This is a genomic window from Phenylobacterium sp. (assembly GCF_965229015.1).
Classification (GTDB): domain Bacteria; phylum Pseudomonadota; class Alphaproteobacteria; order Caulobacterales; family Caulobacteraceae; genus Phenylobacterium.
On sequence record NZ_CBDDIM010000001.1, the window covers coordinates 2437768 to 2459042 of the forward strand.

A 21275-nucleotide genomic window follows, 5' to 3' on the forward strand; every position below is an offset into this window, starting at 1 on the left:
CCTAGTCCGCCGACGGCAGGGTGTAGGCGATGTACTCGCCCGAATAGGCCCCGCCGCTCACCGCCACGATCAGATACTGTTTGCCGTTCAGGCTGTAGGTCATGGGCGAGCCCGACTGCGGCGCCGGCATCCAGACAGCGCCCACCTCCTTGCCGGTGGCCTTGTCATAGGCCCGCAGCATGGCGCCGCGCGGATGGTCGGCCGTGGTGGTCACCAGGCCGTCCCCGGCGATCACCAGCGACTTGGTGACGAGCGTGCCGATCTGGTAGCCGCTCTGGCCGGTGCGCGGGATCTTGAGCCCCCTCAGCGCCGGGTTGTTGCGGATGAAGTCCGGGGTTTCCCCCGCCGGGATCTGCCAGACGATGTCGCCGCTATCGAGGTTGATGGCGCTGATGGTCGAATAGGGCGGCTTCAGCAGCGGCAGGCCATCGACGGTCAGGCGGCCCGTCCCGGCGTTGGCGGCCGGCGGGGTCTTCGGCGGCGGCGGCGCGTCGGCGCCCACGCCGTCACCAGGCCCCTTGATCATCACCACCGGCTGGCCGGCGACGCCGACGACCCAGGAGAGGTCGCTCATCCCCTCCGGCGCCGGCTGCAGACCATAGGCCCCCAGGCAGGCGTTGCAGGCATAGATGTAGGCGGTGTGGGTCTCCGGATCGAAGGAGCCCCCCGGCCAGTTGGTGCCGCCCTGCGCGGAGTAGGACAGCAGGCCCAGCGGGCCCGGCTTCTGGCTCACCACCGGCGGGGTGTAGACCGGCCCCAACCTGTAGTTCTTGGCCAGGGCGAGCGCCTTGGCGTGCAGCTCCGGCGTGAAGTCGATCAGATCGCTCTCGGCCACGCCGTTGCGGGCATAGGCGACGGGCTTGGAGGGGATCGGCTGGGTTGGCGCATACCACTCGCCGGGCACGTCGCCGGCCGGGACCTTGGTCTCCGGCATCGGCCAGACGGGCTTACCCGTCACCCGGTCGAAGACATAGAGGAAGCCCTGCTTGCTCGGCAGGGCCACGGCCTTGATGGCCTTGCCCTTGACCTTGATGTCCATCAGCAGCGGGGCCGAGGAGTTGTCGTAGTCCCAGATCTCATGGTGGATGACCTGGAAGTGCCACTTGCGCTGGCCCGTCGTCAGGTCGACCGCCACCAGGCTGTTGCCGTAGAGGCCATTGCCCGGCCGGTGTCCGCCGTAGAAGTCGCTGGTGGGCGACTCCACCGCCAGATAGGCGGTGTTCAGCGCCTCATCGACGGTGATCTGGGTCCAGACGGCGGTGTTGCCGGTCGTCTCCGCCGAGCCGTTCAGCCAGGTGTCGTAGCCGAACTCGCCCTTCTTCGGGATGGTGTGGAAGGTCCACAGCCGCTTGCCGGTGCGCACGTCATAGGCCCGCACATAGCCCTTGGTGTTGGCCTTGCGCGCCGGGGTGAAGCCCTCGCGGAAGGCCGTGCCGATGAGGATGGTGTTTCCCGCGATCACCGGGGCGGCGTGGTAGCCCGCCTCGCCGTTCACCAGGTCGGTCCAGATTTCCTGGTCGAAGTCCTGCTTCAGGTCCACGGCCCCGGCGGTCCCGAAGTCGGCTGTCGGCTGACCCGTCTTGGCGTCCAGGGAGATCAGGCGGTAGCCGGTGGTCACATAGAGGATGCGCTGCTGGTCGCCGTGGCTCCAGTAGGAGAGCCCGCGCCCCGACAGCTGCCGGGGCGAGGCGCCGGCCCGCGCGCCCTCATGCTCCGAATGCATCCACAGCAGCTCGCCGGTGGCCGCGTCCAGGGCCACCACCCCGCGCCGGGAGCCGGCGGTGGCGTAGACCACCCCGCCCACCATCAGCGGGGTGCCCTCCAGCTTGAACTCCGGCCGGTTGCCGATGGCGTCGGTCTTGAACCGCCAGGCCACCTCCAGGTCCTTGAAGTTGGACGCGTTGATCTGATCCAGGGGCCGGTAGCGGCTGCCGGACAGGTCGGCGGTATAGGTGGGCCACTCCACGTCCTTGGTCTGGGCGCTGGCGGTGGAGGCGAGCAGCAGGGCGGCCAGGGCGGCCCCGGCGATGCGGATCGGCGTCATCTTGGTTTCCCCCAGGCCCGCGGTCAGGCCATGTCCTTGATCTTGTCCAGGGCCGACTTGATCGCGGCCTTCTGCTCGGGCGTGACGTCGAGGTGCGGCGGCCGCTGATAGGTCTGCGGCCCGCCCATCTGCAGGCTCAGCGCGTACTTCATCGGGCCGTAGGAATTGATCCCCATGCCGCGCATGTCCCGCTGCACGTTCCGCAGCTTCTCGAGCGCCGGCTTGTAGTCCTGCTTGGCCCGCCAGGCGGTGAAGACGTCGGCGCAGAGCTTGGTGAAGACGTTACCGTCGGCCAGGATCGCCCCCATGCCGTGGTCGAAGGCCTGCTCCAGATTGTTGTTGGTGCCGGTCCGCATGTTGAGGTCGGGGAAGGCCTCCACGAAGGCCCTGTAGCCCTCCACCTTGCCGCTGGAATCCTTGATGCCCGCCAGGTTCGGATAGTGGGACAGGCTCTTCAGCAGCTCCAGGCTGATGGGCGCCTCCGACGTGCCCGGGATATGGTAGAGGTTGATCGGAACCCGCACCTTGTCGAACAGCATCGAGTAGTAGCGGGTCAGACCCTCCGTGGCCGGATCGTTGTAGTAGAAGGGCGGGATCACCAGCAGGCCGTCGGCCCCGTGATCCTCAGCGTGTTTCGCCAGCTCGATCGTCTCGGCGATGTTGCTCGTGCCGGGCCCGATGATGACGTTGAGGCCGTTCTTGTCCTTCAGCGCGGTCTCGGCGATCTGCCTGCGCTCGGCCACCGAGAAGGACGGGAACTCGCCGCTGGTGCCCAGCACCACCACCCCGTCGGCGCCGCAGTGCTTGTACCAGGCCAGGATGTCGCGGAAGGCGCCGGGATCGAACTTCAGGCTCTTGTCGCAGGGCGTGATGGTGGCGGTCCAGAACAGGGTCTTGACCGGACTGCCCAGGTTCGGCGCGGCGCCCGCCCGTCCCGCAGCCCCCATCATCGCAGCCGTCGCCGCAGCGCCGACCAGCGCCTCTCTCCGAGTCGCGTCCATCGGATCCTCCCCAGGACCTTATATTGCTGTTCTCCGATCTCCAGTCCGTCCGGCGTCGAGGCCGGGGCGGGATCGTGTCCGCCCCCAGTCTTGCTGAATGTCGGAGCGTGGCAACGGAAATCGACGGGGAGGACGAGCTTAGCGGAAGGCGACGCCTGGCTTGGCGCCCAGCTTCTTGAACAGCATCGCGGCGGGGCAGAAGCCCGTGAAGGCGGCCTGGATCATGTTGAGGCCGGCGAAGATCGCCAGCCCGATCCACCAGGGATGGACGTAGTGAGCCAGGGCGATGCTGAGGAGCACCACGCAGCCGGCGAAGACGAAGACCATGCGGTCGACACTCATGCTCAAACTCCAGATTGGGCCCGGGCGTCCGGGCCGTTGCGGCCTCAGCCCTTGATCTTCCGCAGCCCCATCACGTCCAGGGCGAGCTTCTCGTAGAAGGGCTCGCTCTCACCGCGCTTGACCTTGCCGAGGAAGTATTTCTCGAAGGCGACCTTGGCCAGGTGGACCCACTTGCCCTCGGCCGACCAGTTGACGTTGCGCGGGGGAATCTGCGGCTGGGCCACGAAGGCCACGCCGCCGTCGCCGAAGTCGGCCAGGCAGAAGGCGTTCCAGGTCGCTTCGTTGGTGGTGGCCTGACCGTCGATGATCTGGCCGAGATTCTTGGCGACGGCCGTGACCATGCTCTCGATCATGAAGCCGGTCTTGGGCACGCCCACCGGCACCGGCGTCTTGCCCGTGGGCGCGATGGCGACGCAGACCCCCAGCGCGAAGACATTGGGGAAGGTCGGATTGCGCTGGTGCTTGTCCACCACGATGAAGCCACGCGGATTGGTCAGGCCCTCGATCCCGCGCACGGCGGCCACGCCCCGGAAGGCCGGCAGCATCATCGAGAAGGCGAAGGGCAGGTCGTGGGTCGCCTTGACCGATCCGTCGTCGGCGATCTCCTCGACATGCATCAGGCCGGCCTCCACAGAGGTGACCTTGGCGTTGGTCACCCACTTGATGTGGCGGTTGCGCATCTCGCTCTCGAGCAGGCCCTTGGTGTCGCCGACCCCGTCCAGTCCCAGGTGGCCGATATAGGGTTCGGAGGTGACGAAGGTCATCGGCACCCGGTCGCGGATCTTCCGGCGCTTGAGCTCGGTGTCGAGGAGCATGGCGAATTCGTAGGCCGGGCCGAAACAGGAGGCCCCCTGCACCGCGCCCACCACGATGGGCCCGGGAGCCTCGACGAAGCGGTCGAAGGCCGCGGCCGCCGTCTCGGCGTGATCGACGTGGCATACCGACTGGGTGAAGCCGCCGTGTGGCCCCAGGCCCGGAATCTCGTCGAAGGCCAGCTCCGGCCCGGTGGCAATCACCAGATAGTCGTAGTCCATGACCGCGCCGTCGTTGAGTTCGATCCGGTTGTCGGCCGGCGACACCTTCTTGGCGCCCACCCCGGTGAAGGCGACGCCGCGCTTCTTGAACACCGGCGGCAGCTTGACCTCGATGGCGCCGCGCTTGCGCCAGTGGACGGCGACCCAGGGATTGGACGGCACGAAGTGGAAGACGTCGCCCTGTGAGACGACGCTCACCTCGGCCCGGTCGCCGACGGCGTCCTTGATCTCGAAGGCGGCGATGGCGCCGCCCAGTCCGGCGCCCAGGATCACGATTCTCGGCTTGGCCACGGTCAGTCTCCTCCAACGGCTCCGCTGGTGACGGAAGCCTCCTCCCTCGCGGGGCGGCGGGCTTTGACATCCGTCAGATCGGCGCGCGAGCGGTCCATCTAGGGTCACGCTCTGATGGCTTGACTTTATATGAGACAATCCGCATATGCGCAACTATGAATTTACTGGCCGCCCTTAGGAGCTTCCTCATGTTCGCCGCCTCCAAGACCAAGGACCTCACCCCGCAGCAGGTGAAGGCCGATCTCGACGCCCACGCCATCCTTCTGATCGACGTGCGCGAACCCGCGGAGTTCGCCGCCGAACGCATTCACGGCGCGCTCAACTTCCCCCTCTCGACCTTCGACCCCAGCGTCCTGCCGGCGGCGGGCGACAAGCTGATGGTCCTGCAGTGCGGCTCGGGCAAACGCTCGGCCACGGCGATCGATCGCTGCCAGAAGGCTGGCCACGCCGTCGATTCCCATCTGGCCGGCGGCATCATGGCCTGGAAGGCCGCGGGTCTGCCGACCGTCACCCTCGACAGCGACACCGGCTCGGTCCGCGACCGCGCCTGATCACAGACACCGGGAGGGCGAACCATGGCGGCACGGCCGTATCTGATCGGAGCCTTGGGCGCGGCCTTGCTGCTGGGCGCCTGCGGCGAAACCAAGCCGACGCCCCCTGTCGCCAAGAGCGCGCCCATGGCCGGGCGGCTGACGATCCGCAGCCAGCTGATCGCCGACCTGAAGCCCGTGCCGGGGGTCCTCACCACCCGCGACATGGCCGAGGCCCGGGCGCGGATCTCGGGTCTGCTGGTGAGCCTGGAGGTCAAGGAGGGTGACATCGTCCGCCGGGGCCAGCTCATCGCCAGGGTCAAGGATGACCGCCTGACCCTGCAGACCGGCGCCTTCGACGCCCAGACCGCCGCCGCCGCCGCCGAGGCCGCCCGGGCCCGCGCCGACCTGACCCGCACCCGCACCCTCTTTAACCAGGGCGTCTACGCCCAGGCCCGCCTCGATCAGGTGGAGGCGCAGGCCAAGGCCGCCGAGGCCAACCTCGCCGCGGCCCGCGCCCAGCGCGACGCCAGCGCCGAGCTCGGCGCCCAGGGCGCGATCCTGGCGCCCGCCGCCGGGCGGGTCCTGATCGCCAATGTGCCCGTCGGCTCGGTGGTCATGGCCGGCCAGTCGGTGGCCCGCGTCACAGCTGGGCCCATGGTTGTCCGGATCGAGCTGCCCGAGGGCCAGGCCCGCGCCCTGAAGGTCGGCGACGTGGTCCAGCTGGCGGCCGAGGACCTGCGCGGGGTCGCCACCGCCGGAACCATCACCCAGGTCTATCCATCGGTCACCGCCGGCCAGGCCACCGCCGACATCAGCGCCCCTGGCCTGCCCCAGGACCTGATCGGCCAGCGCGTGCGCGCCCGGGTCAAGGTGGGCGAGCGCCAGGCCCTGGTGGCGCCGCGCGCCTATGTCTCCACCCGCTTCGGGGTCGACTATGTCCGCCTGGTGCGGACGGACGGTGCGGTCTCCGAGACCCCGGTTCAGACCACTGCCGGCCCCACGGCCGACACCGTGGAGATCCTCTCCGGACTCCGCCCCGGTGACGTCCTGACCCCGGCCGGGGCGGCCCGATGAACCTCGGCCTCTCCGGACGGCTGACCCGGGCCACCATCCGCTCGCCCCTGACGCCGCTGTTCCTGCTGGCCGCCATCGCCGTCGGCCTGCTGGCGCTCGCCTCCATCCCCCGCGAGGAGGAGCCGCAGATCAGCGTGCCCATGGTGGACATCATGGTCTCCGCGCCGGGCCTGCGCGCGCCGGACGCCGTGGAGCTGGTGGGCAAGCCCCTGGAGACCATCGTCAAGAGCGTGGCCGAGGTGGAGCATGTCTACACCTTCGCCGACGACAACCAGGTCATGGTCACCGCCCGCTTCAAGGTCGGCGTCGACCCCGACGCCGCGGCGGTCCGCATCCACGAGAAGGTGCGCGCCAACTACGACCGCATCCCGGCCGGCATTCCCGAACCCCTCATCCAGACCCGCGGCATCAACGACGTGCCCAGCCTGGTCCTGACCCTGTCCCCCAAGCCCGGCGCCGCGGGCCAGTGGACCGACCAGGCGCTCTACGAGCTGGCCGGCAAGCTGCGCACCGAGGTCGCCAAGGTCGACGACGTGGGCCTGACCTTCATCGTCGGCGGCCGGCCCCAGGAGATCCGGGTCGAGCCCGATCCGGCCAAGCTCGCCCTGCACGGCGTCTCCCTGGGCGGGTTGATGGACACCATTCGCCAGGCCAACCGAGCCTTCCCCGCCGGCCAGGTGCGCAATGGCGGCCAGGCCGTCGACGTCACCGCCGGCCGCACCCTCACCGACGCCACCGAGATCGGCCTGCTGGCCCTGCCCTCGGCCAAGGGCGAGACCGTCTATGTCCGCGACGTGGCCCAGGTGGTGGTGGCGCCGCGGGAGGACCAGGCCCGCGCCTGGCGCTACGCCCGGACCGTCCAGGGCTGGAGCGAGGCGCCGGCCGTCAGCCTGGCCATCGCCAAGCGCAAGGGCGCCAACGCCGTCGTCGTCTCCCACGCCGTCCTCGCCCGGGTCGAGGCCCTCAAGGGGACCCTGCTGCCCGACAGCCTGAGCGTGGCGGTCACCCGCGACTATGGCGAGACCGCCAACGAGAAGGCCAACGAGCTCCTGTTCCACCTCGGCTTGGCGACGATCTCCATCGTCATCCTGATCGGCTTCGCCATCGGCTGGCGGGAGGCCGCGGTGACCGCCGTGGTCATCCCCACCACCATCCTGCTGACCCTCTTCGCCTCGAACCTGATGGGCTACACCATCAACCGGGTCAGCCTGTTCGCCCTGATCTTCTCCATCGGCATCCTTGTGGACGACGCCATCGTCATGATCGAGAACATCGCCCGCCACTGGGCGATGGCCGACGGACGCAGCCGCATCGACGCCGCCGTCGAGGCCGTGGCCGAGGTGGGCAATCCCACCGTGGTGGCGACCCTCACCGTGGTCTCCGCCCTGCTGCCCATGCTGTTCGTCTCGGGGCTGATGGGCCCCTACATGGCGCCGATCCCGGTCAACGCCTCGGCGGCCATGGTCTTCTCCTTCTTTGTGGCCGTGGTCATCGCCCCCTGGCTGATGGTCCGCTTCGCCCGCAAGACGCTTGCCGCCGGTCACGGCCATCACGGCGAGGGCAAGCTCGGCGCGGTCTATCGCAAGGTCGCCGGACGGGTGATCGCCACCCGCCGCAGCGCCTGGACCTTCCTGATCGCCGTCGGGGTCGCCACCCTGGTGGCCTGCGCCATGTTCGCCACCAAGACGGTGACCGTGAAGCTGCTGCCCTTCGACAACAAGTCCGAGCTGCAGGTGGTGCTGGACATGCCGGAGGGGACCTCGCTCGAGGCCACCGAGCGGACCCTGGCGGACGCCGCGGTGATCACCCGGGCCCTGCCCGAAGTCACCGCCATCGACGCCTATGCCGGCACGGCCTCGCCCTTCAACTTCAACGGCCTGGTGCGGCACTACTACCAGCGCAACAAGCCGGAGATGGGCGATCTCTCGGTCGCCCTGGCGGCCAAGGACGAGCGCCATCGCAACAGCCACGCCATCGCCCTCGATCTACGCCGCAAGCTGGCCGCGATCCCCCTGCCCCCCGGCGCGGCGATCAAGGTCGTCGAGGCGCCGCCGGGACCGCCGGTGATGGCCACCCTGCTGGCCGAGGTCTATGGCCCCGACGCCAAGACCCGCCGCGCCGTGGCCGAACAGGTCAAGGCGACCTTCCACTCGGTGCCCTACATCGTCGACATCGACGACAGCTACGGCCAGCCGCGCCCGGGCCTGCGCCTGGTTCCGGACCGTGATCGCCTGGAGGCCCTGAAGGTCAGCGACCGCGACGTCTACGATTCCATCGCCGCGGCCCTGGGCGGCCAGGTGGTGGGCTACGCCCATCGCGGCGAGGGCCGCGATCCCCTGGAGATCTCCGTGCGCCTGCCGCAGTCGGCGCGCAGCTGGGGCGAGGGGCTGTCGGCCCTGCCGGTGGCCGTGTCGCAGGACTCCGGCCGGCTGGTGGCCCTGGACGAGGTGGCCACCGCCACCCAGGAGGCGGGCGCCACCCACATCTTCCGGCGCGACGGCCGCGACGTCGACATGGTGATGGCCGAACTGGCCGGGGCCTACGAGGCGCCCATCTACGGCATGATGGCCGTGGACAAGGCCATCCGTCAGGCCGACTGGAAGGACGTCCCCAAGCCCGACATCCGCATGCACGGCCAGCCGACCGACGAGAGCCGGCCCACGGTGCTTTGGGACGGGGAATGGGAGATCACCTGGGTCACCTTCCGCGACATGGGCGCGGCCTTCGGCGTGGCGATCCTAGGCATCTACGTCCTGGTGGTGGCCCAGTTCAAAAGCTTCCGCCTGCCCCTGGTGATCCTGACGCCGATCCCGCTGACCCTGGTGGGGATCGTCATCGGCCACATCCTGTTCCGCGCGCCCTTCACGGCCACCTCGATGATCGGCTTCATCGCGCTCGCCGGCATCATCGTGCGAAACTCGATCCTGCTCGTGGACTTCATCCGCCACAGCCAGACCGAGGGCCGGCCCCTGCGCGAGGTGCTGCTGGAGGCCGGCGCCATCCGCTTCAAGCCCATCGTCCTGACGGCGGCCGCGGCCATGATCGGCGCGGCGGTGATCCTGACCGACCCGATCTTCCAGGGCCTGGCCATCTCGCTGCTGTTCGGCCTGGCCTCCTCGACCCTGCTCACCGTCCTGGTGATCCCGGCGATCTATGTGGTGCTGCGCGACGACGGGCGCCCGGCCCGGAGCGCGCCTTGATCATGCCTGCGCATATTCTACATTGAGCATATGACCTCGGACCTCGCACCCCGTCCCTCCTCCGGCGAACTCTCCCAACTGGAGGGCAGCGCCCAGTCGGCGGCGCGCCTGCTGAAGCTGCTGGCCAACGAGCAGCGCCTGCTGCTGCTCTGCCGCCTGATCGAGGGCGAGGCCTCGGTGGGAACCCTGGCCGCCCACGCCCGGATGGCCCAGTCGGCCACCTCGCAGCACCTGGCCAAGATGCGCGCCGAGGGCCTGGTGGAGACCCGCCGCGACGCCCAGACCATCTTCTACCGTCTGGCCGACCCCGCCGCGATGCGGGTTCTGGGGCTGCTGTGCGACATCTACAGCCACGAGATCTCGGCCGCCTAGACGGCGGGACCGACGGCGGCGGCTTCCTTCTCGATCAGGGTCAGGGCCTCGAGCATCAGCTCGCGCATCGCCTGGCTCGCCCCCTCCGCATCGCCGGCCAGGATCGCGTCGGAGACGCGCTGGTGATCCGACACGCTGGCCAAGCGCACGCCCTTGCGGCGGTTAGTGAGGCGGATGGAGGTGCGCAGGGCCACGTCGATCAGGTCACGCATCTGCGCCAGGAATCGGTTGCCGCTGGCCCGCAGGATGGCGACATGGAAGGCGATGTCCGACTCCAGCGGATCGTCCTCGCCGCGCTCGGCGGCCTTCATCCGGTCGAGGGCCGCGATGATGCTGGCCTTGGCCTCAGGCCCCGCCAGGCGCGCGGCCATGGAGGCGGCCATGGGCTCGATGGCCAGCCTCACCTGGGTGAACTCCAGCAGCAGGGTGGGCGAGAACTTGCGCTCCAGGAACCAGCGCAGCACGTCGGGATCGAGCAGGTTCCAGTTGCTCTCGGGCTCGACCCAGGTGCCCTGGCGCGGACGGGCGTTGAGCAGGCCCTTGGTGGTGAGCATCTTCACCGCCTCGCGCAGCACGCTGCGGCTCACCCCGAGGCGTCGGCAAAGCTCCGCCTCGATGGGAAAGGGGTTCTGGGCGCCATAGACACCGCAGACGATCTCCTGACCCAGGCGCTGAACGATATCGTGGGTGAAGCTGCGGCCGTGGCTCGTCCTCATCGGCGGGCCGCATCCGCCGGCGCATCGCGCGCGACCATGTCAGCGTGCGAGATTGGACACCTCCTCCGGGACCGCAGCTTGGTTGCGGCGGGGAAAAGCATGTCCAGCTTGCGACCGAGGGTCAAGCGCCGTGACCGGACGCCCGTGGAGCACGGGGCAGGCCAGGGCGCGCGCGCCGCCACCCTAGTGGGAGATCAGCAGGGCCGCGGGGGGATCGCGCAGCAGGTCATGAGACACCCCGCCCAGCACCAGTTCCTGCATGCGGGGACGGCCATAGAGGCCCATGACCACCAGGTCGGCCTTCAGGGCCTTGACCTGCCGACGAAGGACCTCGGCGGCGGACACGTCGTCGCTGGGATCGACGATCAGCTTGGCCTTGAGACCATGGCGCTCCAGGTGGCGCTGCAGGGCCCCGTCGGGGCCGCCTTCGCCGTGGGGCGAGACCACCAGAACATGCACCTCGTCGGCGGTCATCAGCAGCGGCAGCGCATCGCGCAAGGCGCGCGCGGACTCGCGCGTGCCCTTCCAGGCCACCAGGATCTTCTTGCCCACATGGGGCGAGCCGCCGCCTTCGCCGACCACCACCACCGGACCGCCGCTGGCCAGGCCGAGATCGGCGGCCGAGACCCGGTTCGTGCCGAGCGCGGCCGTGGCGACGGGGGGCATGACCGTCAGGTCGAAGCGCCGGGCGTAGGCGACCAGGGCGCCGTCATAGTCGCCGTCGATCACCTGCCAATCGGAGACCACGCCAGCCTCGGAGGCGGCGCGCTCGAAGCGCTCCCGGGCGTCCTCGGAGGCCTTGAGGGTCGCCGCGGCATGCTCCTTGAGCAGGCGATCGATATCCGACGGCGACATGTAGGCCATGGCGTCGGCCGCCATGTAGTTCTGCAGAAACTCGCTCTTCAGGAACACGCCGGTCAGCTGCGCCTGGAACTTCGCCGCCAGTCCCGCGGCGGTGATGGCGCGGGCCGCCGAGGCCGGGGTTTCATCGATCTGCACGAGAATGTCGCGGTAGGTCATGGTGGGTCCTCCAATGACCGCAAGTTGTGGGCCCTCGCCTAAGGCTCCGCTTTGACAGGGGTCAATTGAGCCGAGCCAGTGCGGCGGACGCCCAGAGCGCGTCAGGATTAAGTGGAGGCCAGCTAACCCGTCCGACGCGCTCTATCTCCCTGAATGAGAGCCTCGGGTCAGATGATTCCATCTGACCCTAAAAGCTCTAGTGCGAGAGGAAGACCGGAACCGAGGGGTCCTGCAGCATCCGCTCAGTGGCGCCGCCAAGGATCAGCTCCCGCAGCCGCGAGTGGCCATAGGCGCCCATGACGAAGAGATCAGGCGCCTTGTCCTCCAGATAGCGGTCCAGCACCGGGCCGATGGCGCGGCCCTTGGCGTCGACCTCGTCCACCACGGCCTTGACGCCATGGGTCGCCAGGTGCCGGACCGCCTCGGCCGCGAGGCCTGCGGTGGCGGAGGGCTTTTCGTTGACGATGGTCAGGATGCGAACCTGCTTCGCGCGGATCAGGATCGGCAGGGCGTCGGCCATGGCGCGGGCGGCGAAACGACCGCCGTCCCAGGCCACCACGACGGTTCCGAGTTCATCGCCCTTGCCGACGGTTCCCGACTTGAACACCAGGGCCGGACGGCCGGAGCTGAAGATCACGCGCTGCGCCACCTCCCCCTGGCCATCGAAGCGCGCCGCCACCGGGACGATGCAGACGTCCCGCGTCCGGGCCCGCCGGGCGACATGCTCGGCCAGTTCGTGGATGTGGACCCGTTCGATGATGGCGTCGGACGCCACGCCGGCCTGGGCCGCGGCCTTGGAGACGTGCGCCGTCAGGGTCCGGCAGGCCTCCAGGCTCCTGGCCTCCTCCTCGGCGGCCAGGGCGGTGAGGCCCACCAGTTGCTCGGCCAGCAGATTGGACTTCACCGGGATCGCCACCTGGACGGCGAGGGCGGTGACCTTGCCCCCCAACCGCGCGGCGAGCGTCAGGGCCTCGTCGACCGTCTCCAGGGGGGTGGGGTCGGGATAGGAGTCGATGTGCAGCAGGATGTCGGCGAAGGCCATGGAACGCTCCATCAGATAAGACGTCTTGATCCCAGGTTGCGGGCGGACTCGCTTTGATGTCGCTCAAGGTCGCGTGCAGCCGCGCCCAAGGCGCTTGATCCCCATCAAGGCGAGCGCATGCTCAAAGTCCAGGATGCCACGCCGTGGAGATGAAGATGTCCGACGAGTCCCCAGAGCCCGCGAAGCTGCCGCATCCGGTCCGCGACGGCCTGGGCTTCTTCGCCGCCGCCTTCACCGCCCTGATCCGCACCTTCCTGCCGGCCCCCAAGGTGGTGGAGACCGACGAGGAGGTGGAAGAGGCCGAGCCCGAGGAAGGGGCCGAGCCTCCCAGTCTGGAGAAGGTGATCGCCAAGGCGACGCCCTTCCCCATCCATGATTGAAGCCTAGCTGGCCTTGGTCCGCCGCGCGGCCACCACCAGGCCCACCAGCGCCGCGGCGGCGACGGCCAGGGCGGTGGCGGCGGCCACCGGATGCTCCTTGGCCTCGGCGGTGACGGTCTTGGAGACCTTGGCGGAGCGCTCGCGCACTTCGCCGGCGAGGACCTGGGCAGCCTTGGTCAGGGCGGCCGAGGCCTTGGAGAACTGATCCTCGGCGCCTTCCTCAAGGCTTTCGGAGGCGCGCTTCAATTCATGCATGACGTCGTCGAGGGCGTCGTCGAGGGTGTTCGAGAGCTTCTTGGCTAGCGGCTTGGGCATCGGACTTCCTTTCGGATGAGGCCCGCAGTCCATCCCCTCCGAGGCGCGGCCGCCTTGACCCTGGTCAAGCCGGAGCGCGCGCCTCCAGGGCCTTGGAAACCTGGGCCAGGATCGCCTCGCGCGCGGCGTCGGAGCGGGCGCGCTCCAGCCGCTCGTCCAGCTCGATGAGCAATTGGGCGCGGGCGTTGTGCCAATCGAGGGTGGCCGCCGCCTGGGGCGGCAGGCGCGGGGAGCCGCCGGGCTCCAGGTCCCCGGTGGTCCGGCTGATCGCGTAGGAATCGTCCAGGGCCGGGATGGTCAGCGACTCCGGATCGAAGCTCGCCTCCACGAGGCGCTCGCGCAGGCCCTCCAGGGCCTTCGGCTCGCCGTGCACCAGGAAGACCTTGCCCCCCACCGGCTGGCGCGCCTTGGCCCAGGAGGTCAGGGTGGTGGCGTCGGCGTGGCCGGAATAGGCGTCGAGGATGCGGATGCGGGCCGCCACACGGACATCATCACCTTGGATCTTGACCCGCTTGGCGCCCTCCGAGAGCAGTCGACCCAGGGTGCCCGCGGCCTGGAATCCAGACAGCAGGACGGTGGCCCCGCGGTCCCAGAGCCAGCGCTTCAGGTGCTTGCGGATCCGCCCGGCGTCGCACATGCCGCTGCCCGCCATGATGATGTGCCAGCCCGACAGGCGCTCAAGGCTGTCGCTGTCCCACGGCTTGTCCAGGAACTTCAGCCGACCCGAGGCGCGGACATCCTTGAAGGGGTTCCAGCCGGTGTCCCGGTTCCAGCCGCGCTCGACGAAGATCTTCGAGGCCTTGATGGCCAGGGGCGAGTCCAGGAAGACATCGGTCTCCGGCACCTCGCCGGTGTCGATCAGGGTCAGGATATCGGCCAGCAGCTCCTGGGAGCGCTCCACGGCGAAGGCCGGGATCAACAGCGGGCCGCCGGCCTCGTGGGCCGCGTTCAGCTCCTCGGCCAACCGGCGGCGGCGCAGGGCCGGATCGACCGGCTCCCGCGGGCGGTCGCCATAGGTGGACTCGATCACCAGGTGGTCGACCCCCGCCGGCCCCTGGGGGTTGGGAATGAAGTCCCGCCCGCCCGGGCCGAAGTCTCCGGAGAACAGGATACGGACTGGGCCCTCTTCGGTGTCGACGGTGACCTCAATGGAAGTGGCGCCCAGGATGTGGCCGGCCTCCCAGTAGAGGGCGCTGATCCCCGGGGCGACGGCGACGGGCTCCCCCAGCTTGACCTTCTCGAACAGCTTCATGGTCCGCGCCGCGTCGACGGCGCGGTAGATGGGTTCGACGAGGGGGCGGCCCCGCCGCTGGTTGCGGCGATTGAGCTGCTCGACCTCGCTCTCCTGGATGCCTCCGGCGTCGGCCAGCATGATCTCGCAGAGGTCGCGGGTGGCGGCCGTGGCGTGGATCGGCCCCTTGAAGCCGGCCTTCATCAGCTTGGGCAGCAGGCCCGAGTGGTCGATGTGGGCGTGGGTCAGCAGGACCGCGTCGATCTCCTTCACGTCGAAGGGAAAGGGATCGTAGTTCAGGGCCTTCAGGGTCTTGGGGCCCTGGAACATGCCGCAGTCGATCAACACCGTGGCCTTGTCCGTCTTCAGGCGCGCGCAGAAGCCGGTGACGCAACCGGCCGCGCCATGGAAGGTAAGCTGGACGGTCATCGGCGGATGTCTTTCAGGGCTTGGGCCAACAATGGCGCCAGCGAGGCGGCGTTGGTCGGATGGGGGCATGAATCGCTGGAGAAGATCCGGCGCGCGCCGGCCTTGCGCAAGCGCAGCTCCGCGTCGGCGTCGAACAGGGCGTGGGTCACCACCACGTCGATCTCGGCGGCCTTGAAGGCCTGGAGCTGGCGGATCGCGGCCACCAGGGTGCTCCCCGTCGAACAGACGTCGTCGATCAGCACGATGTGCCGGCCGGCCACCCGCGCCGGGTCTGCGAAGGTCAGCTCGACCTCCCGGTCGCCCCGGCGGGTCTTGAGGAAGGTGGCGTGGGCGGTTCCGAGGTGGCGGGCCAGGGCGGCCGCCCACACCTCGGACTCGATGTCGGGGCCGATCACCAGGGCGCCCGGCGGCGGCGGCGGCAGAGCGGCGGCCAGAGGCTCGGCGGCCGACAGGGCCACCACCTCGGCGCCGTTGAAGGCGGCCTCCAGGTCCGTGGTCCGGTGCAGGTGCGGCTCGACGGTGACGATGGCGTCGAAGGCCTCCCCCAGCAGCCGGCCGACCACGTCGCGGCTCAGGGGCTGGCCGGGCCGGAACACCTCGTCCTGGCGCATGTAGCAGAGGTAGGGAGCCACCAGCACCACCCGCCCGGCCCCGCGTCGGCGCAGGGCGTCGGCGGCCAGCAGCAGGGGCATGAGCTTGGCGTCGGGGCGGTTGAGGGAGCGGTAGAGGGCGACGTCGCCCACCGCAGCTCCTACCTCCGGCAGGCTTTCCCCATCGGAAAAGACGTGCAGGCCGGCGATGTGCAGGGGCGCGCCCAGTATCTCGGCCAGGCGCGAGGCCGGGGCCCGTTCGTCGGCGAAGGCGTGGATCCCGCTGATCATGCCGACACCGCCACGCCGCAGTCCTCGCCGCCCGCCTCGACGGCGAAGCGGAAGTCGACGGGCTCCGACCCGTGGATGCGGAACAGCGGTTCGCCGGCCCGCACGGTGTCCCCCACCTTGAACAACAGATCGAGGCCCGCCCCGGGATCGTTGGGCGCCCCGGCCAGACGCGCGATGGTGGCGATGCGCAGGCAGTCGATGGCGGCCACCCGGCCGTCCCGGGGCGCGGCCACCTCATGAACCAGATTTCCCAGTTCGGCCTTGATGGGCGAAGGGCCCTGGGCGGCGATGATGTCGTCGAGCTTGCGGCGCGCGGCGCCGCTTTCCAGCAGCTCGCGGGCCCGGTGTTCGCCGGCCCCGATCGGAAGGGCGGGATCGGCCTCCAGCACCCGGCCGGCCAGGCGGATCGCCTTTTCGCGCAGATCGAGCGGCGCGTACTTGCGGTTCTCCAGCACCTCCAGGACGTCGCGGACCTCCAGCACCGGCCCCACGCCGCGGCCCACCGGCTGATGGCCGTCGCTGAGGATGACATCGAGGCTGAGGCCCATCCGGCTGGCCACGAACTCGAACAGCTTCTTCAGGCGCAGGGCGGCGCCGGCGTCACGGATCTTGGCCGAGGGGCCCACCGGCACGTCCAGCACCAGATGGCTGGAGCCCGCCGCGACCTTCTTGGACAGGATCGAGGCCACCATCTGCTCGGCGGTGTCGATGGACAGCGGCCGCTCCACCGAGATCAGCACGTCGTCGGCGGGCGACAGATTGACCCGTCCGCCCCAGATGATGCAGGCGCCGCAGGTGTCCACCACGTGCCGCATCTCGGCCTCGTCCAGGTCCACCCGGGCCAGGACCTCCATGGTGTCGGCGGTGCCGGCCGGCGAGGTGATGGCGCGCGAGGAGGTCTTGGGCATGCGCAGGCCGTGGGCCGCGACGATGGGGGCGACGATCAGGGAGGTGCGGTTTCCGGGAATGCCGCCGATGCAGTGCTTGTCCACCACCAGGCCGTGATCCCAGGTCAGCCTTCGGCCCACCGACACCATGGAGCGGGTCAGGGCCAGGGTCTCGTCGGCGGTCATGAAGCTGGCGCAGGCGATCAGGAAGGCGGCCACCTCCATGTCCGACCAGCGGTGGTCGGCCAGATCGCGGGCGATGGCGTCGAACTGCAGCTGGTTCAAGGTCTCGCCGGCCACCTTGGCGCGGACATAGTCGAGGCTGCGGGCCGGGCGGGCCGGGGCGATCTCGACGCTGGCGCCGGCGGGCACGCCGAGGCGATGGAACAGGGGCTCGGGCAGACCGATCTCGTCGACGCCCACCACGCTGGAATCGTCGCAGACCATGGGGGAGGCCAGCAGGCTAAGGCCGCCGGCGCGCACCTCCACCTTGCGCATGCCCACCAGCCGCTGGGGGCGCAGGGCATGGCAATGGCGCGAGAGAACGGCGACATTTTCCCGATAGGTGTCCAGGGGGATCGGCTTGGCGATCAGGCGCGCCCACCCGTCCTGCGCGGCGGTTCCTGTCGGCTGTGGGGCGTTCGAAGTCATGGTCCAAACCTGCGGGATCGCCGCCGCGCCGCCCTGATCGAGATCAAACGCCCCGGCCGCCGCCGCCGAGCGGCCCTACGGGCCGGCGACACCTCCGTACGACTACTTAGGGGGACGCCCCGAATTTCCCGTTCCGGTCCCGGAGCCTAACCATAGCTCATCAACCCGAGGGAACTTGTCGATGACCCAGGCCCATCTGCTCAACGAAGTCCAAGTCGCCAACGCCTTCGCCGCGCCGGCCAACACCGCCGCCAACGACATCATGGCGCGGATGGGCGTGCGGATGACCTTCGCCAAGGACGAGGAAATCTACGGCCAGGACGAAGAGGCCGATTTCATCTATCGGGTCGTCAGCGGCGCGGTGCGCACCTCGCGCCTGATGAGCGACGGCCGGCGTCAGATCGGCGGCTTCTACTACGCCGAGGAGACCTTCGGGGTTGAGACCAACGGCCTGCACCGCTTCTCGGCCGAGGCGCTGAGCGACTGCGTGGTCCTGGTGCTGAAGGCCTCGGCCCTGCGCTCGGCGGTCGGCGAGGACGCCTTCCAGCGGCTGGTCTGGGCCGAAACCAATCGCGAACTGAGCCGCACCCAGGATCATCTGCTGTTACTGGGCCGCAAGACCGCCTCGGAAAAGGTGGCGAGCTTCCTGATGGAGCTGGCCGACCGCCGCAGCGCCGAAGCCGTCACCCTGCCCATGGGCCGCCAGGACATGGCCGACTATCTGGGCCTGACCATCGAGACCGTCTCACGTATGCTGACCCAGTTGCAGAGCGCCCTGGTGGTGGAGTTCACCGGCGCTCGCCGCTTCCGCGTCAACAACCGCGGAGCCCTGGCCCGCATGGCCGCCTGACACTTCCGGCGTGAGGGACGACCCGATGACCTACACCACCGTCCTGGTCCACGCCGAATCCAACCCCCAAGCCGCCGAGCGCCTGACGCTCGCGGCGCAGATCGCCCGCAAGTTCGACGCCAGCCTGCTCGGGGTGGGCGTCGAGATGGTCGACTGGATGGGTCTGAGCGATCCCTATGGGATGGTCGCCGCCGAATGGGTGGCCCTGGCCCGTGAGCAGGTGGACAAGGACCTGGCCACGGCCGAGGCCCTGTTCCGCAGCCACGCCGGCGCCGCACGCCACGAATGGCTGGCGCTCAGCGAGGCCCCCGCCCCGGCGCTGTCGCGCACCGCGCGCCGCGCCGATCTGATCGTGGCCGGCTGCGCGCCTCTGGACGACACCGCCCCCCTGCGCACCGCCGACGCCGCCGAGCTCATCCTGCAGAGCGGCCGCCCCGTCCTGGTGGCCCCTCCCGGCGCCGTGGACCTGCGCGCCGAGCGCGTCCTGGTGGCCTGGAAGGATAGCCGCGAGGCCCGCCGCGCGACCGCCGACGCCCTGCCCTTCCTCAAGCGCGCCGAGGAGGTGGTGGTGATGGAGGTCTGCGACGCCGAGGGCGTCTATGACGCCGAGCAGCGCACCCTGGAGGTGGCCCGCCACCTGCAGGGCCATGGCGTCACCGCCCGCCCGCGGGTCAAGGTCGCCGAGGCCGCCCGCGCCGGGGTCGAACTGAACATCGAGGCCGAGGCGATCGGCGCCGACCTCATCGTCTCGGGCGCCTATGGCCACAGCCGGCTGCAGGAATGGGTGCTGGGGGGCGTGACCCGCGACTTCCTGCGCCGCCCCGAGCGCTTCGTCCTCTTCAGCCACTAGATCTTTCACCGCCAGGGGCCCCGCCGGCCGGGCTCGCCCCCTGATGAGAACGCCCGCCGTCCAGGTCTTGGAGGCGGGCGTTCGTGTGGGCGGATGAGGCGGGATCAGTCGCGGGTCTTGCGGTCCTCCGAGCGGGTGGCGATCCGCCCGTAGGCGAGGACCACCATGAAACTGACGAAGCCGACGATGACCATGGTGAGGTAGGGGGTCAGGTGAAAAGGCATTCTTTCTCTATGCTCCGGAAGTGCTGGGTTCAGGATCGGAAATCCCGCCCAGCCCCGCCTTGACGGAGATCAAGCTTCACCTTCAGGGCTTGGGCCTCTCTCCCGGCCCCGGGCAGGGAAACTCCGCCTCCAGGGACAGGCCGATCAATTCGGCGGCGGCGTGGACCTGGGCCTCGGGGTGGGCCACCAACTGGGTCATCACCGCCTCGCGCACCTGTTCGGCCGTGGCGCCCGCGGGCAGGCAGATGGTGCGGCGGTCGGGCGAGCGCCGCGCCTCGCGGGCCAGGAGCTGATCCACCGAGCCCACCAGATAGCCCAGGCAGAGCACGCTGCTGACCTCGGCGTCGGGGCCCTGGGCCATGCAGAGGGCGACGAACTGGCCGCCGTTCATGTAGCCGGGCACGCCGGGCGGCGGCGGCGGGACAGCCGTCACGATGGAGAGGGCCAGGAGCCAGATCATGTCGTCTCCACCGGGCGGGACGCCGGGCCTCGACCCTCGCCCATCGCGGGTCCGCCGCCTTGCGTTGGATCAAGCGCAGCGGGGGGTTGACCTACATCAAGGTCCGCCGCCCCGCGACGGGTTTACGAGACTGGAGGGGCGATGACGGCCCCGGATCGCGTGAGTTTCAGTCGATGGATTACAAGGCCGCGTTTCGCACCGCTCTCGAGCAGATTCATGCCGAGGGACGTTATCGGGTCTTCGCCGACCTGAAGCGTCATCGCGGTCAGTTCCCGAAGGCGACCTGGACGCGTGAGGACGGGACCTCTTCGGAGGTCGTGGTCTGGTGTTCCAACGACTATCTGGGCCAGGGCCAGAACCCGGTGGTGCTGGACGCCATGCACCAGGCCATCGACGAGGCCGGGGCGGGCTCGGGCGGCACCCGCAATATCTCGGGCACGACGCACTATCATGTCGAGCTGGAGGCCGAGTTGGCCGACCTGCACGGCAAGGAAGCCGCCCTGCTGTTCACCTCGGGCTATGTGTCCAACGAGGCTTCGCTGTCGACCCTCTACAAGATCCTGCCGGGTCTGGTGATGTTCTCCGACGAGCTGAACCACAACTCGATGATCTCCGGCATCCGGGCCGGCAAGCGCGAGCAGCGCCGGGTGTTCCGCCACAACGACCTGGCCCATCTGGAAGAGCTGCTGGCGCAGGTCCCGCCGCAGACCCCCAAGCTGATCGCCTTCGAGAGCGTCTATTCCATGGACGGCGACATCACCGACATGCGGGCGATGGTGGCGCTGGCCAAGAAGTACAACGCCATGACCTATCTGGACGAGGTCCATGCGGTGGGCATGTACGGTCCCCGCGGGGCCGGCGTGGCCGAGCGCGACGGCGTCATGGACCAGATCGACATCATCGAGGGCACGCTCGCCAAGGGCTTCGGGGTGATGGGCGGCTACATCGCCGCCGACGCGGTGATCGTCGACGCCATCCGCTCCTTCGCCGACGGCTTCATCTTCACCACCTCGATCCCGCCGGCGCTCGCCGCCGGCGCCGTGGCCTCGATCCGCTACCTGAAGGATCACAACGAGGTCCGCGTGGCCCACCAGGAGCGCGCCGCGGCCCTGAAGGCCAAGCTCACCAAGGCCGGCCTGCCGGTCATGCCCTCGGAGAGCCACATCGTCCCGGTGCTGGTGGGCGACCCCCACCACTGCAAGATGATCAGCGACATCCTGCTCGAAGAGCACGGCGTCTATGTCCAGCCCATCAACTACCCCACCGTGCCCCGCGGGACCGAGCGGCTGCGCTTCACGCCGTCCCCGGCCCACACCGACGCCATGATGGACGACCTGGCCAGGACGCTCGAGATGCTGTGGGACAGCTGCAACGTCCGGCGGATGGGTGGCTACGCCGCCTGAGGCGGCCGCGGCGACAATCTTCGGTCTTGTGCCGGATCGCAATCG

General features: G+C 69.5%; 20 protein-coding genes. 8 read left to right on the plus strand and 12 right to left on the minus strand.

The window, feature by feature from the left end; all coding sequences use genetic code 11:
* Position 1: 1 nt before the first annotated feature.
* From ACO06I_RS12255 to ACO06I_RS12270, 4 genes are all read right to left on the minus strand, one after another.
* Positions 2 to 2044, minus strand: coding sequence for a PQQ-binding-like beta-propeller repeat protein (locus ACO06I_RS12255; RefSeq protein WP_421932847.1), 2043 nt, complete (start codon positions 2042 to 2044; stop codon positions 2 to 4).
* Between the two features lie 23 nt (positions 2045 to 2067).
* Positions 2068 to 3045 carry a dihydrodipicolinate synthase family protein gene (locus ACO06I_RS12260; protein ID WP_421932848.1) on the minus strand — a complete coding sequence of 326 codons (978 nt, stop codon included), beginning with the start codon at positions 3043 to 3045 and terminating at the stop codon, positions 2068 to 2070.
* 138 nt (positions 3046 to 3183) lie between these two features.
* Positions 3184 to 3387 (minus strand): YgaP family membrane protein, encoded by a 204-nt coding sequence (locus ACO06I_RS12265; protein WP_421932849.1) that lies wholly within the window; start codon positions 3385 to 3387, stop codon positions 3184 to 3186.
* Positions 3388 to 3431: 44 nt separating this feature from the next.
* Complete coding sequence (locus ACO06I_RS12270) at positions 3432 to 4712, minus strand: NAD(P)/FAD-dependent oxidoreductase (protein ID WP_421932850.1); 1281 nt, start codon at positions 4710 to 4712, stop codon at positions 3432 to 3434.
* 188 nt (positions 4713 to 4900) lie between these two features.
* On the opposite strand from ACO06I_RS12270, the gene ACO06I_RS12275 reads away from it, so the two are divergent.
* From ACO06I_RS12275 to ACO06I_RS12290, 4 genes are read left to right on the plus strand one after another with little or no spacing between them, the layout of a single operon-like run.
* Positions 4901 to 5263: a rhodanese-like domain-containing protein gene (locus tag ACO06I_RS12275; protein ID WP_421932851.1), complete on the plus strand. Its 363-nt coding sequence runs from the start codon at positions 4901 to 4903 to the stop codon at positions 5261 to 5263.
* Positions 5264 to 5287: 24 nt separating this feature from the next.
* A complete protein-coding gene (locus ACO06I_RS12280) occupies positions 5288 to 6319 on the plus strand; it encodes an efflux RND transporter periplasmic adaptor subunit (protein WP_421932852.1) in 1032 nt (343 codons plus the stop codon).
* Positions 6316 to 9519, plus strand: a complete 3204-nt coding sequence (locus ACO06I_RS12285) for an efflux RND transporter permease subunit (protein WP_421932853.1) — start codon at positions 6316 to 6318, stop codon at positions 9517 to 9519. The genes ACO06I_RS12280 and ACO06I_RS12285 overlap by 4 nt, the downstream gene beginning before the upstream one ends.
* 30 nt (positions 9520 to 9549) lie before the next feature.
* Entirely contained in the window at positions 9550 to 9891 is a 342-nt protein-coding gene (locus tag ACO06I_RS12290) for an ArsR/SmtB family transcription factor (protein ID WP_421932854.1), read from the plus strand.
* Here ACO06I_RS12290 and ACO06I_RS12295 read toward each other — a convergent pair.
* From ACO06I_RS12295 to ACO06I_RS12305, 3 genes are all read right to left on the minus strand, one after another.
* Entirely contained in the window at positions 9888 to 10607 is a 720-nt protein-coding gene (locus tag ACO06I_RS12295; protein WP_421932855.1) for a FadR/GntR family transcriptional regulator, read from the minus strand. The two genes, ACO06I_RS12290 and ACO06I_RS12295, sit on opposite strands and share 4 nt — an antisense overlap.
* 183 nt (positions 10608 to 10790) lie before the next feature.
* On the minus strand, positions 10791 to 11627 hold the full coding sequence (locus tag ACO06I_RS12300) for a universal stress protein (RefSeq protein WP_421932856.1): 837 nt from the start codon (positions 11625 to 11627) through the stop codon (positions 10791 to 10793).
* A gap of 196 nt (positions 11628 to 11823) precedes the next feature.
* Positions 11824 to 12669: a universal stress protein gene (locus ACO06I_RS12305; protein ID WP_421932857.1), complete on the minus strand. Its 846-nt coding sequence runs from the start codon at positions 12667 to 12669 to the stop codon at positions 11824 to 11826.
* A 155-nt stretch (positions 12670 to 12824) separates the two neighbouring features.
* Between ACO06I_RS12305 and ACO06I_RS12310 the strand changes: the two genes are divergently transcribed.
* Complete coding sequence (locus ACO06I_RS12310) at positions 12825 to 13049, plus strand: hypothetical protein (protein WP_421932858.1); 225 nt, start codon at positions 12825 to 12827, stop codon at positions 13047 to 13049.
* A gap of 3 nt (positions 13050 to 13052) precedes the next feature.
* On the opposite strand, the gene ACO06I_RS12315 is transcribed toward ACO06I_RS12310, so the two are convergent.
* The 4 genes from ACO06I_RS12315 to ACO06I_RS12330 form a co-directional block, all read right to left on the minus strand.
* Positions 13053 to 13364 carry a hypothetical protein gene (locus tag ACO06I_RS12315; protein ID WP_421932859.1) on the minus strand — a complete coding sequence of 104 codons (312 nt, stop codon included), beginning with the start codon at positions 13362 to 13364 and terminating at the stop codon, positions 13053 to 13055.
* A 64-nt stretch (positions 13365 to 13428) separates the two neighbouring features.
* The gene (locus ACO06I_RS12320) at positions 13429 to 15024 is read right to left on the minus strand and encodes an MBL fold metallo-hydrolase (RefSeq protein ID WP_421932860.1); all 1596 of its coding nucleotides are present in this window, start codon (positions 15022 to 15024) and stop codon (positions 13429 to 13431) included.
* On the minus strand, positions 15021 to 15905 hold the full coding sequence (gene prs, locus ACO06I_RS12325; protein ID WP_421932861.1) for a ribose-phosphate diphosphokinase: 885 nt from the start codon (positions 15903 to 15905) through the stop codon (positions 15021 to 15023). Before prs ends, ACO06I_RS12320 begins: the two co-directional genes overlap by 4 nt.
* On the minus strand, positions 15902 to 17443 hold the full coding sequence (locus ACO06I_RS12330; protein ID WP_421932862.1) for a thymidine phosphorylase family protein: 1542 nt from the start codon (positions 17441 to 17443) through the stop codon (positions 15902 to 15904). The genes prs and ACO06I_RS12330 overlap by 4 nt, the downstream gene beginning before the upstream one ends.
* A 181-nt stretch (positions 17444 to 17624) precedes the next feature.
* Here ACO06I_RS12330 and ACO06I_RS12335 point away from each other — a divergent pair, with 181 nt between their 5' ends.
* Positions 17625 to 18293, plus strand: a complete 669-nt coding sequence (locus ACO06I_RS12335; RefSeq protein ID WP_421932863.1) for a helix-turn-helix domain-containing protein — start codon at positions 17625 to 17627, stop codon at positions 18291 to 18293.
* A 25-nt stretch (positions 18294 to 18318) separates the two neighbouring features.
* Positions 18319 to 19143 carry a universal stress protein gene (locus tag ACO06I_RS12340; RefSeq protein ID WP_421932864.1) on the plus strand — a complete coding sequence of 275 codons (825 nt, stop codon included), beginning with the start codon at positions 18319 to 18321 and terminating at the stop codon, positions 19141 to 19143.
* Positions 19144 to 19449: 306 nt separating this feature from the next.
* Here ACO06I_RS12340 and ACO06I_RS12345 read toward each other — a convergent pair whose 3' ends face one another.
* Positions 19450 to 19827 (minus strand): Rap1a/Tai family immunity protein, encoded by a 378-nt coding sequence (locus tag ACO06I_RS12345; protein ID WP_421932865.1) that lies wholly within the window; start codon positions 19825 to 19827, stop codon positions 19450 to 19452.
* Between the two features lie 173 nt (positions 19828 to 20000).
* On the opposite strand from ACO06I_RS12345, the gene hemA reads away from it, so the two are divergent.
* A complete protein-coding gene (gene hemA, locus ACO06I_RS12350; RefSeq protein WP_421932866.1) occupies positions 20001 to 21230 on the plus strand; it encodes a 5-aminolevulinate synthase in 1230 nt (409 codons plus the stop codon).
* Positions 21231 to 21275 lie beyond the last annotated feature (45 nt).

Excerpts from the sequence above, each read along its gene's own strand:
- ACO06I_RS12255 (WP_421932847.1), bottom strand. The coding sequence starts at position 2,044 with ATGACGCCGATCCGCATCGCCGGGGCCGCCCTGGCCGCCCTGCTGCTC.
- ACO06I_RS12260 (WP_421932848.1), bottom strand. The coding sequence starts at position 3,045 with ATGGACGCGACTCGGAGAGAGGCGCTGGTCGGCGCTGCGGCGACGGCT.
- ACO06I_RS12265 (WP_421932849.1), bottom strand. The coding sequence starts at position 3,387 with ATGAGTGTCGACCGCATGGTCTTCGTCTTCGCCGGCTGCGTGGTGCTC.
- ACO06I_RS12275 (WP_421932851.1), top strand. The coding sequence starts at position 4,901 with ATGTTCGCCGCCTCCAAGACCAAGGACCTCACCCCGCAGCAGGTGAAG.
- ACO06I_RS12280 (WP_421932852.1), top strand. The coding sequence starts at position 5,288 with ATGGCGGCACGGCCGTATCTGATCGGAGCCTTGGGCGCGGCCTTGCTG.
- ACO06I_RS12285 (WP_421932853.1), top strand. The coding sequence starts at position 6,316 with ATGAACCTCGGCCTCTCCGGACGGCTGACCCGGGCCACCATCCGCTCG.
- ACO06I_RS12290 (WP_421932854.1), top strand. The coding sequence starts at position 9,550 with ATGACCTCGGACCTCGCACCCCGTCCCTCCTCCGGCGAACTCTCCCAA.
- ACO06I_RS12295 (WP_421932855.1), bottom strand. The coding sequence starts at position 10,607 with ATGAGGACGAGCCACGGCCGCAGCTTCACCCACGATATCGTTCAGCGC.
- ACO06I_RS12300 (WP_421932856.1), bottom strand. The coding sequence starts at position 11,627 with ATGACCTACCGCGACATTCTCGTGCAGATCGATGAAACCCCGGCCTCG.
- ACO06I_RS12305 (WP_421932857.1), bottom strand. The coding sequence starts at position 12,669 with ATGGCCTTCGCCGACATCCTGCTGCACATCGACTCCTATCCCGACCCC.
- ACO06I_RS12310 (WP_421932858.1), top strand. The coding sequence starts at position 12,825 with ATGTCCGACGAGTCCCCAGAGCCCGCGAAGCTGCCGCATCCGGTCCGC.
- ACO06I_RS12315 (WP_421932859.1), bottom strand. The coding sequence starts at position 13,364 with ATGCCCAAGCCGCTAGCCAAGAAGCTCTCGAACACCCTCGACGACGCC.
- ACO06I_RS12320 (WP_421932860.1), bottom strand. The coding sequence starts at position 15,024 with ATGACCGTCCAGCTTACCTTCCATGGCGCGGCCGGTTGCGTCACCGGC.
- prs (WP_421932861.1), bottom strand. The coding sequence starts at position 15,905 with ATGATCAGCGGGATCCACGCCTTCGCCGACGAACGGGCCCCGGCCTCG.
- ACO06I_RS12330 (WP_421932862.1), bottom strand. The coding sequence starts at position 17,443 with ATGACTTCGAACGCCCCACAGCCGACAGGAACCGCCGCGCAGGACGGG.
- ACO06I_RS12335 (WP_421932863.1), top strand. The coding sequence starts at position 17,625 with ATGACCCAGGCCCATCTGCTCAACGAAGTCCAAGTCGCCAACGCCTTC.
- ACO06I_RS12340 (WP_421932864.1), top strand. The coding sequence starts at position 18,319 with ATGACCTACACCACCGTCCTGGTCCACGCCGAATCCAACCCCCAAGCC.
- ACO06I_RS12345 (WP_421932865.1), bottom strand. The coding sequence starts at position 19,827 with ATGATCTGGCTCCTGGCCCTCTCCATCGTGACGGCTGTCCCGCCGCCG.
- hemA (WP_421932866.1), top strand. The coding sequence starts at position 20,001 with ATGGATTACAAGGCCGCGTTTCGCACCGCTCTCGAGCAGATTCATGCC.